Source organism: Labrenzia sp. CP4 (genome assembly GCF_001579905.1).
GTDB classification, from domain to species: Bacteria; Pseudomonadota; Alphaproteobacteria; order Rhizobiales; family Stappiaceae; genus Roseibium; species Roseibium algicola.
The window spans coordinates 2,627,590-2,643,837 of sequence record NZ_CP011927.1 but is presented as its reverse complement, the minus strand read 5'-3'; the positions used below and the strand labels follow the sequence as shown (position 1 = coordinate 2,643,837).

At 58.0% G+C, this 16,248-nt stretch carries 15 protein-coding genes and 1 pseudogene; 5 read left to right on the top strand and 11 right to left on the bottom strand.

Going from position 1 to position 16,248, the window contains the following annotated elements:
• Window positions 1–47 precede the first annotated feature (47 nt).
• From ACP90_RS12300 to ACP90_RS12290, 3 genes are all read right to left on the bottom strand, one after another.
• Window positions 48–1,355 carry a transglycosylase SLT domain-containing protein gene (locus tag ACP90_RS12300; RefSeq protein WP_062488501.1) on the bottom strand — a complete coding sequence of 436 codons (1,308 nt, stop codon included), beginning with the start codon at window positions 1,353–1,355 and terminating at the stop codon, window positions 48–50.
• A 339-nt stretch (window positions 1,356–1,694) separates the two neighbouring features.
• On the bottom strand, window positions 1,695–2,297 hold the full coding sequence (locus ACP90_RS12295) for a flavin reductase family protein (RefSeq protein WP_062488500.1): 603 nt from the start codon (window positions 2,295–2,297) through the stop codon (window positions 1,695–1,697).
• A 3-nt stretch (window positions 2,298–2,300) separates the two neighbouring features.
• Window positions 2,301–2,897 carry a nitroreductase gene (locus ACP90_RS12290; RefSeq protein ID WP_062488499.1) on the bottom strand — a complete coding sequence of 199 codons (597 nt, stop codon included), beginning with the start codon at window positions 2,895–2,897 and terminating at the stop codon, window positions 2,301–2,303.
• A gap of 413 nt (window positions 2,898–3,310) precedes the next feature.
• On the opposite strand from ACP90_RS12290, the gene ACP90_RS12285 reads away from it, so the two are divergent.
• A complete protein-coding gene (locus ACP90_RS12285; protein WP_023001099.1) occupies window positions 3,311–4,339 on the top strand; it encodes a hypothetical protein in 1,029 nt (342 codons plus the stop codon).
• 48 nt (window positions 4,340–4,387) lie between these two features.
• Here ACP90_RS12285 and ACP90_RS12280 read toward each other — a convergent pair whose 3' ends face one another.
• The 5 genes from ACP90_RS12280 to ACP90_RS12260 form a co-directional block, all read right to left on the bottom strand.
• Window positions 4,388–5,236, bottom strand: a complete 849-nt coding sequence (locus tag ACP90_RS12280) for a lysophospholipid acyltransferase family protein (RefSeq protein ID WP_023001098.1) — start codon at window positions 5,234–5,236, stop codon at window positions 4,388–4,390.
• Between the two features lie 143 nt (window positions 5,237–5,379).
• Entirely contained in the window at window positions 5,380–7,350 is a 1,971-nt protein-coding gene (gene thrS / locus ACP90_RS12275; RefSeq protein WP_062488498.1) for a threonine--tRNA ligase, read from the bottom strand.
• 138 nt (window positions 7,351–7,488) lie between these two features.
• Window positions 7,489–8,955 carry a RimK family protein gene (locus tag ACP90_RS12270; protein WP_023001096.1) on the bottom strand — a complete coding sequence of 489 codons (1,467 nt, stop codon included), beginning with the start codon at window positions 8,953–8,955 and terminating at the stop codon, window positions 7,489–7,491.
• Window positions 8,956–8,959: 4 nt separating this feature from the next.
• Entirely contained in the window at window positions 8,960–10,144 is a 1,185-nt protein-coding gene (locus ACP90_RS12265) for a peptidase C39 family protein (RefSeq protein WP_208993517.1), read from the bottom strand.
• Between the two features lie 147 nt (window positions 10,145–10,291).
• Window positions 10,292–10,744: an Lrp/AsnC family transcriptional regulator gene (locus ACP90_RS12260; RefSeq protein WP_031269318.1), complete on the bottom strand. Its 453-nt coding sequence runs from the start codon at window positions 10,742–10,744 to the stop codon at window positions 10,292–10,294.
• A gap of 135 nt (window positions 10,745–10,879) precedes the next feature.
• Between ACP90_RS12260 and ACP90_RS12255 the strand changes: the two genes are divergently transcribed.
• Window positions 10,880–11,776, top strand: a complete 897-nt coding sequence (locus tag ACP90_RS12255) for a DMT family transporter (RefSeq protein WP_062491565.1) — start codon at window positions 10,880–10,882, stop codon at window positions 11,774–11,776.
• Here ACP90_RS12255 and ACP90_RS12250 read toward each other — a convergent pair.
• From ACP90_RS12250 to ACP90_RS12245, 3 genes and pseudogenes are all read right to left on the bottom strand, one after another.
• Window positions 11,771–13,562, bottom strand: a pseudogene (locus tag ACP90_RS12250) (radical SAM protein). The gene ACP90_RS12255 and the pseudogene ACP90_RS12250 sit on opposite strands and share 6 nt — an antisense overlap.
• Before the next feature lie 78 nt (window positions 13,563–13,640).
• Window positions 13,641–13,991 carry a membrane protein insertion efficiency factor YidD gene (gene yidD, locus ACP90_RS27980; RefSeq protein ID WP_208984189.1) on the bottom strand — a complete coding sequence of 117 codons (351 nt, stop codon included), beginning with the start codon at window positions 13,989–13,991 and terminating at the stop codon, window positions 13,641–13,643.
• A gap of 17 nt (window positions 13,992–14,008) precedes the next feature.
• Entirely contained in the window at window positions 14,009–14,461 is a 453-nt protein-coding gene (locus ACP90_RS12245; protein WP_023001091.1) for an iron-sulfur cluster assembly scaffold protein, read from the bottom strand.
• 288 nt (window positions 14,462–14,749) lie between these two features.
• Here ACP90_RS12245 and folE point away from each other — a divergent pair, with 288 nt between their 5' ends.
• The 3 genes from folE to napE all read left to right on the top strand — a co-directional run bounded on the left by folE (window position 14,750) and on the right by napE (window position 16,248).
• Entirely contained in the window at window positions 14,750–15,385 is a 636-nt protein-coding gene (gene folE, locus ACP90_RS12240; RefSeq protein ID WP_023001090.1) for a GTP cyclohydrolase I FolE, read from the top strand.
• Window positions 15,386–15,430: 45 nt separating this feature from the next.
• Window positions 15,431–15,886, top strand: a complete 456-nt coding sequence (hisI, locus tag ACP90_RS12235; RefSeq protein WP_031269315.1) for a phosphoribosyl-AMP cyclohydrolase — start codon at window positions 15,431–15,433, stop codon at window positions 15,884–15,886.
• A 206-nt stretch (window positions 15,887–16,092) separates the two neighbouring features.
• On the top strand, window positions 16,093–16,248 hold the full coding sequence (napE, locus tag ACP90_RS12230; protein ID WP_023001088.1) for a periplasmic nitrate reductase, NapE protein: 156 nt from the start codon (window positions 16,093–16,095) through the stop codon (window positions 16,246–16,248).

Here is a 16,248-nt window from a genome sequence, read left to right as displayed (position 1 = left end):
GGACATGAGACTTCAGGCTTTCAGCCGGGTCTTTCAACTGCCCATGCTCAAGCCGGTGGCAGCAGGTCCTTTTGTTCCTCTTCTGCCTTCAGACGCAGGAAACGCGTCAGGTCCAGCGGTCCGCCCTGATTCACCAGCGCCAGTTCCTGTGCCTGCACCTGGTTGGAGGCTCCGGACAGGGCGCTGACAAGGGCAGCTTCTTCCACAGCGGCGAAAGCCGACGCAAAGCGCGGGTTGACGCCTGCCTGGTTCGAAGCCGCGTCATTGCGGAACAGAGCCTCGAACGGATTGGCTGTTTCCGTCGCCTGGAAGGCCGACAGAACCCTGTTGCTTGCGTCGAAATCATCACCATCAATGGCTGCTTCGCGAGTGTTTTGCGGCACCGGACGGTCCGGGGTCACAGAGCCGACACTTTCTTCCAGAAAAGCTGCGCTTGCCGTTGTGGTTGCCCCCTGCTCTGCAGTGCGCTCAGGCAGCGGCACATCCATCTTTGCCAATTGAAACAGTTCGCCCTGAGGCAATTGAGGGCCTGTGTTGTCAGCTCTCGCGATCTGGCCCGGGCCTGCGGGTTTCGTCCGCATTGCGAAGGCGGCTGCCGGATCTCCTGCCAGATGATCGAAGGATTTCTGGTTGATCGTCGCAGCGCCGTCCGCAGGCTTTGCATTCGGCAGCGTCGCGACCTGCGTGAGTTCTCCCGATGTCCGCAGGTCCTTGTTGGTGCTGGCCTGCGCAATCATCGTGACGGCATCGTGCTTGGAAACGATAACCTCGTAAACTTCCTGCATCGAGCGGGCCTTGCCGTTCGAATGATAGAAGATCGGTTTGTTGGCGCGTGCCTGGGCGGAAAAAACCTTGTCGGCTCGCATGTCCGGGTTGGCGCCGGCCGCATCAATCAATCTGCTTGCGCCGTTGGCACCAAGAAAATGAGCCATATAGAGCTCGCCGTCGCTCGGTTCGCGCCCGATTCTGCGTTCAAGGTACTGGGAATTCTTCTGCGTGAGCGCCCCTGCCATCATGGACGAGATTTCCGGATCCTTCCGAAGGTCGAGAATCTCCCGCCGCATTTGCGGGTCGCTTACATAGAACTTTCCGCTCTTGGAGCGTTGAATCTGATCGGAGTATTTTTCAAGACCGTGTTTCGGACCAGCTTCCTTCATTGTCTCCAGCCAGGTGGATTCAATGAATTGGAACAACCCGGTGGCGCTGGATGTTCTGGCCTTTGCCGTTGGGTTGAATGACGATTCCCGCGCAGCTGTCTTCACCAGGTAGTCGAATGACGTCCCCGTTGAAGTACTCGCAGACTGAAACGCAAGCTCGATCCTAGACGCGATCGAGGCGGTGTCAGCAACTCGCATGACCCTGTCTCCTCGACGGAACCAAATTATCACTTCGTTAACTTTCAGCGTTAACTTTCACGCCCAAAAGGTTAACAAAACCTTAACAACACACAGGTGGGGATCTAAGCAACTACAGGCGAGTCTTTTTTCTTTTGTGCCTGGTCAGAACTACTTATGTCGAAAGCCGGTTATGTGGACAGACAAGAGGCTACCGGCCATTTCCTTTGGAAAAAACGCACCAGGAAAAACATCGACTACTGCATTCGAATAACGCCGTTTTCCATGAGTCGGCAAGTCACAATAAAAGGGCGCCGACTTTGCCGGCGCCCTTTTCGGTCATAATCGTTCGGATAATCGTTAAACTTTGGGCCGGCCCATCTGGAACACCTCGTTCACCACGGCGTAGTCCATGTAGCCAAGCCGGGATAGCGGCTTGTAGAGCGTAACATCCACCTTGCCGTCGACAATGACGCTTTCATCGATGTGGACACCGACAACCTGACCGAAAACGACGTAGCTGTCGGTGTCGTCTCCTGTCAGCGTCTTCAATCGCAGGGTTTGAAGGTGCTTGCACTCCAGCGCAGTGACGGCCTTTGCAACGCGAGGCGCTTTCACCAGTCTTGAGGCAGCCATCTCCAACCCTGCCAGATCGAACTCGGAGATCTCATGTGCGACGGAGGCGGAGGTCTGGTTCATCTCGTCCTTGAGGCCGAGGTTCGCCATGTTGCAGACGAACTCCCCTGTCGCGTCGATGTTGGAGACGCTGTCCTTGTACCCGGTGGAAGAGAACATCACGATCGGCGGTGTATCGCAGACCGCGTTGAAGAAACTGTAGGGTGCAAGGTTGGCCTTGCCGTCCTTGTCGAGTGTGGAGATCCAGCCAATCGGCCGGGGTGCGACAATAGCCTTGAACGGGTTATGCGGCAGGCCGTGGTCGTTTTTTTCCGTTTCGTAGAACATGGGTCAGTCGGTCTCTGTCCAGGTGGATACAATATCGGCAAGGTCGGGGCGCGGACGCTCGAAAGGTGGTTGTGTCGGGGTTCCGATATGTACGAACCCCGCAAACCGCTCTCCGTCTCGCGCGCCAAGGTAACGGGCTGCATCTTCATCGAAGGCAAACCATTCGGACAGCCACTGCGACGCGAAACCTGAAGCTGCCGCGGCTGTCAGCAGGTTCATGCAGACGGCACCGGCGGAAAGCTCCTGTTCCCAGACCGGAATTTTCGGATGCTCGGCTGCCTGGCTTAGAACACCGATCACCAATGGTGCACGGGTGAAGCGGGTCAGTTCCTTCTGGCGTTGCTCGCCGTCGAGCGGTCCGTTGAGTGCTTCATATCGGTCCGCCAGCCAGGAACCAATCGTGCGTCCCTGTTCCGGCCTGTAAAGAACGAAACGCCAGGGCGCCAGCTTGCCATGGTCTGGCACGCGCGCTGCAATGGTCAGAATGTCGTTGATCTGTTCTTCGTTCGGCCCCGGGGCTGTCATGGTAACAGAGGGGTGGGAGCGCCGCTGTCGCAGAAAGTCCAGAGTTGCCGGCGATCCGGCGCTGTTACTCGGCATGAAAAGATCCTGTCGGCCTGTTGCAATCGTACGATCCACCTAATTCATTGACCGTAATTGTCAACTTTGATCGCGGCGTCTTGAATTTGCCCAATTTCCGGGCGCATTAAGGGACAACGCTGCAGTGCGGTGAATCTCGGGAAAATCGTCCTTGGCCCGTGATCGGTCAGATTGCACCGAGAATTCCAAAAAACGTACTGGAAACAGAAACATAGTCGTTACCCTGCATCCGGTGCACTTGCACCAGGCAAACCGGACCGGATCTCCAAGGTCAGTTTCGGGTGACGAATGCCTCAAAAGACTGGTAAAAGTCTGCGAGTCAAAATGATAACGACGTAGGCATGGTGAATTCAGCCCCCCTCTTCGGCCAATCGGCTTTAAAGCGTGCAGTCAGATGCACTGCATTTTCGATAATGCTGAGCGCCGTCCTTTCGATGGGCCTTGCTCCTGCGACCTTGGCGCAGACATCTGACGTACCGCCGGCCCCTGCGGAAAAACCGGACCCGAACGCACCGTCTGCTGCCCCTGAAGAACCCATCATCAACCTGCTCGACCGCGAGCCGGAACCCCTCTTTTCCGATACGCTTGTCCCCTATGCGCCGGCCAGGGCATCATCCCCCGGTATCAAGGGCGGCTTGCGGCAAGGCGCTCTCTACCTGATGGCAAAGCTGACGCCCGACAGCCCTCCGCTGAACGAAGGGCTCATCTGGCGGATCTATTCGGAAACGACCAATGCCGACGGGCGCCTGCAACTTGTTGCAACGTCGCAAGGTGGTGATGCCGAATTCCGGCTCGACCCGGGCACCTACCTGATTCACACCGCCTACGGCTTCTCCCAGGCAACCAACCGCATCGTCATCGGCAAGGAAGTCCAGTCGAAGATGGTGACGCTCAATGCGGGCGGCATTAAATTCGGTGCGGCACTCAAGGATGGTGAAGACCTCGACGGGCGCGCCGTGGCCTTCGATCTTTATGGCATGGAATTCAATCAGCGCGGCGAACGCAACCTGATCGCCAGCAACGTCAAGCCGGGCTCCATTCTCCGTCTCAGCGCCAACACCTATCATGTTGTCAGCAAATACGGCGATGTGAACGCGGTCGTCCGGGCCGATATTCAGGTGCTGCCGGGCAAGCTCACTGAAGCGACAATCTTCCACAAGGCCGCCGGTATCACGCTCAAACTGGTCAACGAACGTGGCGGCGAAGCAATTGCCAACACGACGTGGTCCGTCCTGAGCCCGGGGGGGGACGTCGTGGTCGAAGCGACAGGTGCCTTCCCTGATTTCGTGCTGGCAGAAGGCGAATATGAAGCCCTCGCCCGCAACAATGGCCGCACCTACCTGCACACATTCCAGGTGGAACCGGGTGAAGACCGGGAAGTTGAAGTGGTCACTTCCATCAGCGAACTGGCCAGCCAGCAGCAGTCCAGCATCAACAACTGACCTGCGCCGTGTTCCCGGCGACTTTAAGATCTGACTGGGTAGCGACGTCTAACGCCGTCGGCCAAGCAAACGCCGGGTCCGTGTGGGCGGCGCCATCTCCATGACCTTGGTCTGCAGGAAATCCATGATCTCCTTCTGATCGCCAAATCCCGAAAGCGTTTCGAACGGGATTGCCCTGCCCGCGCGTGCGGTCATCACAGACCCGAGGATACGGCGGAACTCGCGCACAAGCAGCGCGAGACGAAGGGTCAGCGAGTATTTGCTGACCAGGTGGAACAGCCAGGAATTCTGCCCGTCGAAATAAAGCGGAAGGACGGTTGCTCTCGAAGACCGGATCATTTTTGCCGTGAAAGTCTTCCAAGGCAGTTCTTCCGCACGGCCGAATGGCTTGGCAGCCGTTGCCACGCCACCACCTGGAAAAACGATAATGGTCGTGCCTTCCTGCAGCAGGCGCAGCGCCTCCTTGCGAGTGGCCATATTGGTCTTGAGCGCTTCCTTGGTTTCCTCGAAATCGACCGGCAGCGAAAACGGCCGGACTTCCGGTACCTTCAGCAACTCGTTGTTGATCAGGATCTTGAACGGGCGGCCAAGCTGTTCCGCGAGTGCCAGGATCGCTAGACCATCGCCGATGCCGTAGGGATGATTGGCGATAAGCACCAGTGGACCTTCCGGCAGATCCTTCGGCGGCCATTCGCCATCTGCAACCGAAACGTTGAGGTTGATCAGGCCGAGAAGGTCGTTCCAGATATAGTCGGACGTGCCGACCATTGTTTCCTTCCACACCTCGTAGATGTTGACCAGCTTTCGCCGGCCGGAGAGACCTTCAATGGTGCGGATGGTCCAACGCTTTAGCGGTGGATGCTCAGGATTGGCATAACTGAATTCAGCGTAGTTCACGGCAGTCGTCTTGACCCTGATGAAACGGTGGCAAATCCGGAACCCAATACCAGACACCCTGTTTCATGATTGTGACAGCACATTGCCCTGATGCCAGGGCAATGTGCAAGCTGTCAGAATTTCCCTTAATGCCAGGGAAAACCTTACTTCAGGTCTGGCGGCGTCGCTTCTTCAACGAACGCTGCAATCGCCTCGTCGAGGCCCATCGGGGTCTGGTCCTTGGAACCGAGACGGCGAACGTTCACGGTCCGCTCCTCGGCTTCACGCATGCCGCACACGATGATCACCGGCACCTTGGCCAGCGAGTGTTCGCGGACCTTGTAGTTGATCTTCTCATTGCGGAAATCGGTCTCGACCTTGAGGCCTTTCGCCTTGAGCAGATCCGCCACTTCCTGGCCGTAATCGTCGGCTTCCGAAGTGATCGTTGCCACCACGATCTGCAGCGGCGCAAACCACAGCGGGAAGTGACCGGCGAAATTCTCGATCAGGATACCCAGGAACCGTTCCATGGACCCGCAGATCGCGCGGTGGATCATCACCGGTGTCTTCTTCTCGCCGTCCTTGTCGACGTAGAAGGCACCAAAGCGTTCCGGCAGGTTGAAGTCGACCTGCGTCGTGCCGCACTGCCATTCACGGCCGATGGCATCGCGCAGGGTATACTCGAACTTCGGACCGTAGAAAGCGCCCTCGCCCGGCAGGATGTCGGTCTTCACCCGGCCGCCCGACTGGGCTTCGATCTGCTTCAGCACATCGGACATGATCGCTTCGGCATGATCCCATGCCTCGTCGGTGCCGACGCGCTTTTCCGGACGGGTGGACAGTTTCACCACGATCTCGTCGAAGCCGAAGTCTTCATACACAGACAGGATCAAGTCGTTGATCTTGAGACACTCATCCGCCATCTGCTCTTCAGTACAGAAAACATGGGCATCGTCCTGGGTGAAGCCGCGCACGCGCATCAGACCATGAAGTGCACCAGACGGTTCGTAGCGGTGCACCGCACCGAACTCGGCAAGGCGCATCGGCAGATCGCGGTAGCTCTTCAGCCCGTGCTTGAAGATCTGTACGTGCCCGGGGCAGTTCATCGGCTTCAGCGCGAAGACACGCTCGTCCTCGGCTTCCGGATCGGCACACTGCACGGAGAACATGTTCTCCTTGTACCAGGTCCAGTGACCGGAGGTTTCCCAAAGCGACGTGTGCAGCACCTGCGGTGCGTTCACTTCCTTGTAGGTGTCCTTCAGAACCCGGCGCTTGTAGGCGATCAGGCTCTGGAACATGTCCCAGCCTTTCGGGTGCCAGAAGACAACACCCGGTCCTTCTTCCTGGAAATGGAACAGGTCCATTTCCCGGCCCAGTTTGCGGTGGTCGCGCTTTTCGGCCTCTTCCAGCATGTGAAGGTAGGCTTTGAGCTCCTTCTCGCTGTGCCACGCCGTTGCGTAGATGCGCGTCAGCATTTCGTTGTTGCTGTCGCCGCGCCAGTAGGCGCCGGCCACCTTCATCAGCTTGAAGGCATCGCCGATCTGCCGGGTGGAGACCATATGCGGACCCCGGCACAGGTCCAGCCACTGGCCCTGCTTGTAGATCTTGAGTTCCTGATCTTCCGGAATCGCATCAACGAGCTCGACCTTGTAGTCCTCGCCCTTGGCTGCGAAATAGCGCTTCGCTTCGTCGCGGCTCCACACTTCCTTGGTGAACTGCGCACCGCGGCCGATGATCTCGCGCATCTTCTTTTCGATAACCGGCAGCTCTTCCGGCGTGAATGGCCAGTCGGCGCCCGTGTCCGGGTGAACGCGCTTGAAGTCGTAGTAAAAGCCGTTTTCGATCACCGGACCGATGGTCACCTGGGTACCGGGCCAAAGTTCCTGCACGGCTTCGGCCATGACGTGGGCCGCATCGTGGCGGATCAGTTCAAGGGCGCGCGGGTCGTCGCGGGCGACAATCTCGATCTGGTGATTGCCGCTGATCGGGTCGGTGAGATCTTTCAGTTCCCCGTCGAGAGCCATTGCCACGGCCTTTTTGGCCAGCGACTTGGAAATGCCTTCGGCGACGGCAAGGCCTGTGGTGCCTGGCTCGTACTGGCGCACGGAATTGTCGGGGAAAGTAAGTTCAATCATCGGTTTTCTCCTGCTCACTCCTGCAGACAAGGCAGGTAAGCTGTTCAAAGGAAATGGAACGGGCCGGGCATACGGGATTCAAACTAATCCGGCAACCTTTTCCGAAGCATTTCCCTTGATTTGGCCGGCGGTGTTGCCCTAGCGCGCCTCCAGGCGGCGTACGAACCAGCGGATAAGCTGATCCCAGACAGCGTCCTTTTCCGCCAGATCTTCAACCCCGTGATCGAGGTTTGGATTGTCATTGATCTCGATGACCACCACCCGCTCGCCGATCACTTTCAGATCGACGCCGTAAAGACCATCACCGATAAGCCGCGCCGCCCGAACCGCGATATCGATCACTGCTGGCGGTGTTTCGGCCATGGAAACTGTCTTGAACCCGCCTTCGACGGCCTTCTTGCCGGTCTCGTGCCGCACGATCTGCCAGTGTTTCTTGGCCATCAGATACTGGCAGGCGAACAGCGGTTCTCCGTCCAGCACACCGATGCGCCAGTCGAAGTCCGTCGGGCAGTATTCCTGCGCAAGCAGGATGGCGCTTTCCTGGAAAAGCTCTTTCAGCTTCTCCTTGATGGGTTCAGCGCCCGTCACCCGGAACACGCCACGGCTGAAGGAGCCGTCAGGGATCTTCAGAACGATCGGAGAGCCGAGCTTGGCTTCCAGGTCACCCGCCTCCTTCAGGGAAGACAGGACGATGGTCTTGGGCGTCGCGATGCCATGACTTGCCAGAAGCTCGGTCAGATAGACCTTGTTGGTACAGCGGATCATCGACACCGGATCGTCGATCACCGGCATGCCTTCCTGCACGGCGCGCCGGGCAAAGCGGTAGGTGTGATTGTCGATGTTGGTGGTCTCGCGAATGAACAGCGCATCATACTGCGCCAGCTTGTCGAGATCACCCTTGCCGATCGGCACGACTTCAACCCCGTGGCGCGCCGCCACCTTGGCCATGTGCTTCAGAGAGGCGATGGAGGATGGCGGCAACTCTTCCTTGGGATCGGACAGAACAGCCATGGCGTACTTCATCAGGGCGCGCTGTTTCGGCGCCCGCCAGGGACGTGTCGTATAGCTTTCCACCGCTGCCAGAAATTGCGCGCGCTCTTCCGCCTCAAGGTCATTTACCGCCAGCACGCGGATGCGCTTGATGCTGCGCCATTCGCCCTCTTCCAGCAGTACCTCCAGCACAGGTGCGCGGAACCAGTCGAACAAGAGCCGCGCGAATGGTTCAAGTGCAGGGTCGCCAACCTGGCCGAGATAGATCAGCAGCCGAGAGACCGCACCAGCAGCCTCCGGTGCCATCTTGCGAAGGCAGCGGTTCAGCCGGTCTTCAAGCTCCGGCAAGGCATGCTGATAGAGTTGCTTGCGGGACAGTTCGATCATCGTCTCGACAACCGGCACCACGCGGTGCTGGCGTGCTTCAGCCAGAAGCGACGCGTAATAGCCTGCCCCCTGATAAGCGTAGGAGCGCGACAGGTTGAGAATGGTCGGCTTGGCACCGGTAAACAGTTTCGGGTGCGTCAGATACTCCCGCACGGTCATGACCTTGTGCGGCGTTTCCGTGTTGGAGAGGTCTTTGAGGTTGTCGACCAGAATGACCCAGGAAGACATTGGATCAGGCGTCCTTTCGTATCAGGATTTGGGCACGTACCGCGCTGCGGCCCCAGCGGGCCATGCGGTCGAATTCGGCAAAGGGAATGGGAAGGTTGGCAGCATCTGCCGGACTTTCATGGCCTTTGCGCTCAAGCCACGGGTCATGAATGATGAGGTGGCGATCGTCCGCGTCATGCACAAGCACCCAATGTGGCACTTTCTGACCGAACATGCGGTAGCCGGAAATGAGCACGATCGCGAGCGTACCGGCTGATATCTCGGTCGCCAGTGCAGTTGCTTCCAAGGGGTTTTCCGAACGGGCAACACCAAGCTGCGCGGCTTCCGAGCGGTAGCCTTCCTGTACCAGGGTCAGAACCTTGCGCTTTTCCGGGTTCCGAACCGAATTGAGAAACAGGAGCTCGTCGGGAAACAGCCTGACCTCGACCGAAAGCCCGCGCCGCGCAAGCGCATTGGCCAGGCCGAAGGGACCGCAGCCGCCATGACCGGAGGCGAGATAGATCGTCGTTGCCTCCCGCCAGAGCGTGAGTTCCGTCAAGGGCTCTGCCGGAACCGACCGGTCGAAATGCCGGGCCGCCATCAGTGCACAGGCCGGGCCGCAGGTGAATTCGGTTGTCTGCGAGTAATACGGCGCGTTGCCGGTACCCAGCACCGGACCATGGAGCAGCTTTTCCATGCGCAACGCTGCGCAGCCATCCTCGTAATAGGCCTCTACCCTGCCCAGCATCCGGTAGCCGCTGCGGTGATAGAGTGCGATGGCCGCCTCATTGTCTGCACGCACTTCAAGCCGCAGCACAATGCGATCGCTGTCGAAAGCGGCAACTTCGGACGCTTCCAGCAGCTTTGCACCAAGCCCCTGCCCCCGGCAGGCCGGATCCACAGCAAGCGAATAGAGCCGCGCCAGCGCGGTTGCCTGGCGCAAGAGCAGCAGCGCGTACCCAACCAGTCCGTCTGGACCGGTTGCGACCAAAAGGCGTGCGCGAGGGCTCTCCAGAAATCGCCTGAAGCTTCGCCGGGAAATGCGATCTCCGGCGAAGGCGGCGTTTTCAATGCGAAACAGCTCGGCGAGATCGCCGGGCTCGGCAGTGCGAATGAGAATATCCCCGGTTTCGGCCTGGGGCGAAGCCTTGTCCATGGTGCCTTGAAAGACCCAAAGTCCGGTGCGCCGCACCCGGTCTCCATCCAACATTGGCGACGGCCCTGAGGCAGTTTCGAGACTGCACGGACCGGTCGGCGGCATTTGCGGAATACACCGATTTGCAGGTGCTGTCTTTGAGAATTTTCGTCGCGGCAACACATTTTGCATTCAGGCCTTAACGGCCCGGAAACGCAGGCCTCAAGAGGCCTTCTCAGCCACAGCCAAGGGCGGCGGACGGCGGCGGATCGGCTGGGATTTGACAATCGAGGTGCTGGTTTCCGCCTTGTCCGAAATCCGGTCCAGAATTCCGTCGAGCTGATCGATGGAAGGAATGGCAAGTCGGGCGACGAAACAGTCTTCTCCCGTGACCTTGTCGCACTCGCAAAACTCGGGAATTTCCTGAATGAGTTGCTGCACGATATGCAGCTTTCCAGGCAGCGGTCGAATGCGCACGATCGCCTGCAGACTGTATCCAAGCACCTTCGGATCAATATCCACGGTAAAGCCGCGAATGACGCCGCGTTCCTGCAGACGGCGGATCCGCTCCGAAACACCGGGCGACGACAATCCCACGTGAGCGGCCAAGTCTTTCAACGACATGCGCGCGTCGTCAATCAAGGCTTCAACGATCTTGATATCCGTCTCATCCATCTTCATTTCGAAACACCAATCGGCAGATAAGCTTACATTTCACAAAACAATACCAGTTTCAGCTGATTTATCAAAAGTACTCGCTTCCATCTCCTTGGCAGAATGAAGGCCATCCTGAAACGCTTGGAGGCAAAAATGGACAAGACATTGCGCGGCGCCACCGAAATGACCGCCGCCATGACCATTCTGGGAACGATAGGACTTTTCGTGGTCCTTTCCGGCCAGGGCGCCATCGACGTTGTGTTCTGGCGCTGCGCCTTCGGTGCGTTCGCGCTACTTGTCATCTGTTCTGCCCAGGGCCTACTCCGCCGGCACCTGACCTGGAAGAAACTGGCCGTTGCCGCCATAGGGGGCGTTGCCATCGTGGTGAACTGGGCAATGCTCTTCACTGCCTATTCCGAGGCATCCATCGGCGTGGCAACCGCTGTCTACAATACCCAGCCGTTCATCCTGGTCGGTTTCGGCATTCTGTTTCTTGGAGAACGGATCACCGTCAACAAGCTCGGCTGGCTGGTCATTGCCTTTGCCGGTGTCCTGCTGATCGTCCAGGCAAAACCCGGCGCTGTCGAATATGCCGGTTCAAATTATGCACTCGGTATAGCACTCTCGCTCGGTGCGGCCTTTTTCTGGGCTGTCGCAGCCCTGCTGACCAAGAAGCTGACGGGAACGCCTCCACAGCTGATCGCGCTGGTACAGGTCTGTGTCGGCATCCTGATGCTTGCCCCCTTCGTCAGCTGGAACGCTCTGCCGGAAGGTACAATGGCCTGGGGCTCGCTTGTCACGCTTGGCGCCGTTCACACTGGGTTGATGTACATCCTCATGTATGGCGCTGTGCAGAAGCTGCCGACCTATCTGCAAGGTGCCTTTTCCTTCATTTATCCAGTGGTGGCGATCCTTGTCGATTATGTTGCCTTCGGCCATCAGCTGAAACCGCTGCAGCTTGTCGGAGCGGCTGCGATCATCATTGCCGCGATGGGCATGACCTTCGGCTGGCGACTGCTTCGGCGCAAGGCTACGGCCTCTCCATCATAGGGCCGAAGCTGCCTTCGCCCGGTCTTTTCCTGCCTTCGAAAGCGCGGCATCGCGAAGCTGTTTGGCAACCGCTTCCGCGCCGCCGCGTGTTTCCCGGATCATCGCCAGATCCTCTTCTTCGCTCCGGTCCATCGGGGCAATGGCAAGATCGGAATACGTCCGCCTGTCGGGCGATGCCTTGACCCTCCGGTAGATCCGGTAAACCCGCCAGACGGCAGATAGATAGACCCAATGTTTGGCGACGATTTCGGCAAGATACCGCGGATAGAACACCAGCGGATTTTCAAGCGGCAGCCCGCCGCGTCGGTCTGTGCGGCATTTCAGGCGGAAATAACCGCCCTCAAGCGGATGAACGCCTTCGCATTCGACCATCAGCTTGAACCACATCATCAGGAACAATTTGTTGCCCGGACGCCCCTTGCGATGCGCCGCGGCTCTGCGCAACACCGTTTCGATGTGGCCATCCGAATAGTAGCTTGCCCAGGCCTGCCGGTAAGCCTCCTCCCAATCCTCATCGCTCATTTTCGGGTGATGGCTCACCCGGTGATTGAGATCGTACTTGTTGAGGTCTGGATCCATCCAGATGCCTTTGCTTAACAGCACCTTGTGATCTTCGGATCCCGGAAGCGGCGTCAGATAAAAGAACTCGAGCAGATCGAGCGGAAGCTCCTTTTTGATGATCTCGACATCATGCAGGACCGACTCCTTGGTATCGCCCGGAAAACCGATGATGTAACCGGCATAGGTGGTTGCTCCGTGGGCCCGCCATTTCTGCAGCATCTCCCGGTATTCGGTGATCTTGTTCTGCCGCTTCTTTGCGGCCATGAGATTGTCCGGATTGATGTTTTCCAGCCCGATGAAGACCCGGTTGACCCCTGCCCGCGTCGCTTTCTCGATGAAACCGTCAATCCGGTGACAAAGCGTGTCCACCTGGATGATGAACTTGATGTCGAAACTCTCCTGCTCCCTAAGCTGGATCAAGCGGTCAAACAGCGGCTCCCATTCCCGGTTGCGGGCGAAATTGTCGTCGGTGATGAAAAAAACGGTCGATCCCCTGTGCAACGTTGTCGCGAATGATCTGCTCCAGATCGTCGGCGGAACGAAACCGGCTTTTGCGACCTTGCACGTTGATGATGGTGCAGAAGGAACACTGGAACGGGCAACCGCGGCCAAGATCGAAGCTGGAATGCGATCCGGCCGTGAAGCGAATGTGCCGGGTTGGCAGGATCGGGGTCGGCTCCCCCTCCAGCGACGGCAAGTCCGCCATGAAATTGTAAAGCGGCTTCAGATCGTCAGAAAAGGCATCGCGGAAGACATCGTCCAACCGCCCGTCCTCGGCCTCGCCGGCAAAATAGACGACACCTTCCTTTTGCAACCGAACCATCTCTTCCGGCATTTCATCCAGCATGGATATGCAGCCGGAGACATGAAATCCGCCGATGGCCACCGGCAGACCAAGACCTAGAAACCTGCGCGCAAGGTTGGTCGCCCGGGGAAACTGGTTGGACTGAACCCCGACCAGCGCGATCAGGGCCTTTCCGCCTGCTTTTCGGATATCCCGGGCAATCTTTTCCGGACGAACCCGCTTGTTGGTTTCATCAAAGGTATGAAGATGGATGCGGACATCCTTCCCAAGAACCTGACGGTTGCGGGCCGCTTCTGCGAGCCCGTTCAGGCTGGCGAGCGTGTTGGAAGGAATTGCAGAGCGAAGCCACTGGATCGGATAACCGTCGTCGTCGTAATGGGTCGGCTTGATCATCACGAAATGGAAGTCGCGTCCGCTCATTCTTCCCTCCGCCTTCTAGCATGAGAGGCAAGCGTTGCACCAACCTGACGTTGGGTCAACAACAGATCGGATGAGCGATTAGTCCAGACGATGTTCCGGCGGTATGTGCTTGCCGGTCCAATGACCGTAACGCCAGGGCAAAAACCAGTGCGCATCTGGCGGCAAGGTGTCTGGAACCGGGTCAAAACCGGAGGAGCCCCAGGGATTACACCGAAGAACTCGGGACAAGCCAACCCACCCCCCGGCCCAAAAACCGAAGCGGCGAATGGATTGCTCGGTGTAATCGGAGCAAGTCGGCGCGTAGCGGCAGGTGCGCCCCATGAAGAGCGACAGGGAATGGCGGTAAAGCCAGATAAGCCCTATCGCTGCATATCCGATTGGTGACAATCGGCCATCCGGCTTTCGCGGTTCGTTATGGCAAGAACACATGGGACGCAGAACTGCGGTCACGCGACCGCACTGTCTTCCTTGGCTTTCGCCTCGATCTGGTCGAGCGCATCGACAACGGCATCAAAGGTCAATAGCGTCGAGGCATGGCGCGCCTTGTATTCGCGGACCGGTTCCAGAAACTTCAGGTCTTCGAAGCGGCCTGTGGGGGCCTCGCCGCCTTCCTTCAACATGGCGCGCATGGTCTGTTGCACTTCGCGCAACTCATCTGCGCGCGCGCCGATGATATTTCGAGCCATGATTGACGAAGACGCCTGGCCAAGCGCGCAGGCTTTGACGTCGTGAGCAAAATCCGTGACGACGCCGTCCTTCATGGAAAGGTCGACAATGACGGTGGAGCCACACAATTTGGAATGAGCTTTTGCGCTTGCGTCCGGATGCTCGAGACGGCCGATCCGCGGGATATTTCCGGCGAATTCGAGGATCTTCGCGTTATAAATGTCGTCGAGCATAACTCGCCTCTTCGTGAATGCCTGTGATGCGCGACACATTGATGGCGCACTGCTTTCATATATATACATCAGACGCCACGGCAAATTCGCAAGGGGCAGAGTGGTCGCAGTTGGTCTTTCGCATGACGTTTGCACGCTAGAAACCGGCTCCTCCCGCTCAGAAACTGTGCGTTCGCTTTTTGCCTGGAGTATGATAAGGGTCCGCGGCTTGAAAAGCCCGAACCTTCTGATCTGTGCACCAGCGGGCGCCGTATGACGAGTGACAAGGGTAAAATTGCGAGGATCCCCATGGACGCTGTCCTCAAGCCGGTAGAAAAAACCTTCGAAAGAAAGTCCCCGGATCAGTTGCATCGGCCAAGCCGTGAAGAAGCGGAAGCTGCGGTGCGCACGCTTCTGGCCTGGACCGGCGACGACCCGGACCGCGAAGGTCTGGTGGAAACACCGAAGCGCGTGGTCAAGGCGCTGAGCCAGCTTTACAGTGGCTACTTCGAAGATCCGGCAGAGCATCTTGCAAGGACGTTCGAAGATGTTGGCGGCTACAAGGATATCGTCCTTGTGCGCGGCATCCCGTTCCATTCCCATTGCGAACACCACATGCTGCCTTTCATCGGCGAAGCTCATATCGCCTATTACCCCGCAGAAGGCGTCGTTGGTCTTTCCAAACTGGCACGCGTTGTCGACATCTACGCCAAGCGTCTGCAAACGCAGGAAAACTTGACTGCGCAGATCGCATCGGTCATTGACGACGCTCTGGCCCCGCGTGGCCTGGCCGTGATGCTGGAAGCCGAACACCAGTGCATGACCATGCGCGGTGTCCAGAAACCTGGTGTTTCCACGATCACCACCCAGTTTACCGGCGTATTCCAGGACGATCCCGCCGAACAGGCGAAATTCATGTCTCTGGTACGCGGCAAGGGTCTCTGAGTTTTCAGCCCTTGCGTTATCAATGACGACAAGGGCTTTCCTCCCATGTGCAATACCCACCTGACTGAGCGCGGCGACAAGGCAACGGTCGAAAACGGCGATCTGATGATGCCGAAGTTTGACCGGGACGGCCTGATTGTGGCTGTCGTCACCGATGTGGCGTCAGGCGAAGTGCTCATGGTTGGCTACATGAACGCCGAGGCCCTGAAGCGGACGATCGAGACCGGCGAGGCCTGGTACTGGAGCCGTTCTCGCCAGAGCTTCTGGAAGAAGGGCGAAACCTCCGGCCAGATCCAGACCGTGCACGAAATCCTGACCGATTGCGACCAGGATGCCCTGGTCCTGAAGGTTTCGGTTGCCGGCAATGGCGCAACCTGCCATGTGGGATATCGCTCTTGTTTTTATCGTAAAACCATCAAAGGTGACGATGGGTCTGTGCGTCTGGAGCGCGTGGAAACCGAGAGGGTCTATGATCCCGACGAAGTTTACGGCAAGGGTTGAGCCCGGCAGTAGAGCCACCAGCCTTGAGCGGGGCTTATCCGCAAGCCATTGAAACATATTAACTTTCGAATTCTTGAAACAAAATTTTAAGTAGTATCCCGTATATCTCCACCCTCTCTCTTGTGCCTAAGTTTCCACTAGGCGCGAACAACAAGATCAAAATCCCGTGCCTGATTCCCTATCGACCGCAAGCTGAGGGAGAGGCTATGGCGGACAACACTGTTCCAAGCAAACGGGACGAACGGATTGCGTTCATCCTGTTGGCCGTTTTGCTTGCCCCGGCGCTTTCCGTCGCAATTGTTGGCGGCTACGGCTTTATCATCTGGATGTCACAGCTGGTCCTTGGGCCGCCGACGGGCTGA

Excerpts from the sequence above, each read along its gene's own strand:
- ACP90_RS12300 (WP_062488501.1), bottom strand. The coding sequence starts at position 1,355 with ATGCGAGTTGCTGACACCGCCTCGATCGCGTCTAGGATCGAGCTTGCG.
- ACP90_RS12295 (WP_062488500.1), bottom strand. The coding sequence starts at position 2,297 with ATGTTCTACGAAACGGAAAAAAACGACCACGGCCTGCCGCATAACCCG.
- ACP90_RS12290 (WP_062488499.1), bottom strand. The coding sequence starts at position 2,897 with ATGCCGAGTAACAGCGCCGGATCGCCGGCAACTCTGGACTTTCTGCGA.
- ACP90_RS12285 (WP_023001099.1), top strand. The coding sequence starts at position 3,311 with ATGCTGAGCGCCGTCCTTTCGATGGGCCTTGCTCCTGCGACCTTGGCG.
- thrS (WP_062488498.1), bottom strand. The coding sequence starts at position 7,350 with ATGATTGAACTTACTTTCCCCGACAATTCCGTGCGCCAGTACGAGCCA.
- ACP90_RS12270 (WP_023001096.1), bottom strand. The coding sequence starts at position 8,955 with ATGTCTTCCTGGGTCATTCTGGTCGACAACCTCAAAGACCTCTCCAAC.
- ACP90_RS12265 (WP_208993517.1), bottom strand. The coding sequence starts at position 10,144 with ATGTTGGATGGAGACCGGGTGCGGCGCACCGGACTTTGGGTCTTTCAA.
- ACP90_RS12260 (WP_031269318.1), bottom strand. The coding sequence starts at position 10,744 with ATGGATGAGACGGATATCAAGATCGTTGAAGCCTTGATTGACGACGCG.
- ACP90_RS12255 (WP_062491565.1), top strand. The coding sequence starts at position 10,880 with ATGGACAAGACATTGCGCGGCGCCACCGAAATGACCGCCGCCATGACC.
- yidD (WP_208984189.1), bottom strand. The coding sequence starts at position 13,991 with ATGTGTTCTTGCCATAACGAACCGCGAAAGCCGGATGGCCGATTGTCA.
- ACP90_RS12245 (WP_023001091.1), bottom strand. The coding sequence starts at position 14,461 with ATGCTCGACGACATTTATAACGCGAAGATCCTCGAATTCGCCGGAAAT.
- folE (WP_023001090.1), top strand. The coding sequence starts at position 14,750 with ATGGACGCTGTCCTCAAGCCGGTAGAAAAAACCTTCGAAAGAAAGTCC.
- hisI (WP_031269315.1), top strand. The coding sequence starts at position 15,431 with ATGTGCAATACCCACCTGACTGAGCGCGGCGACAAGGCAACGGTCGAA.
- napE (WP_023001088.1), top strand. The coding sequence starts at position 16,093 with ATGGCGGACAACACTGTTCCAAGCAAACGGGACGAACGGATTGCGTTC.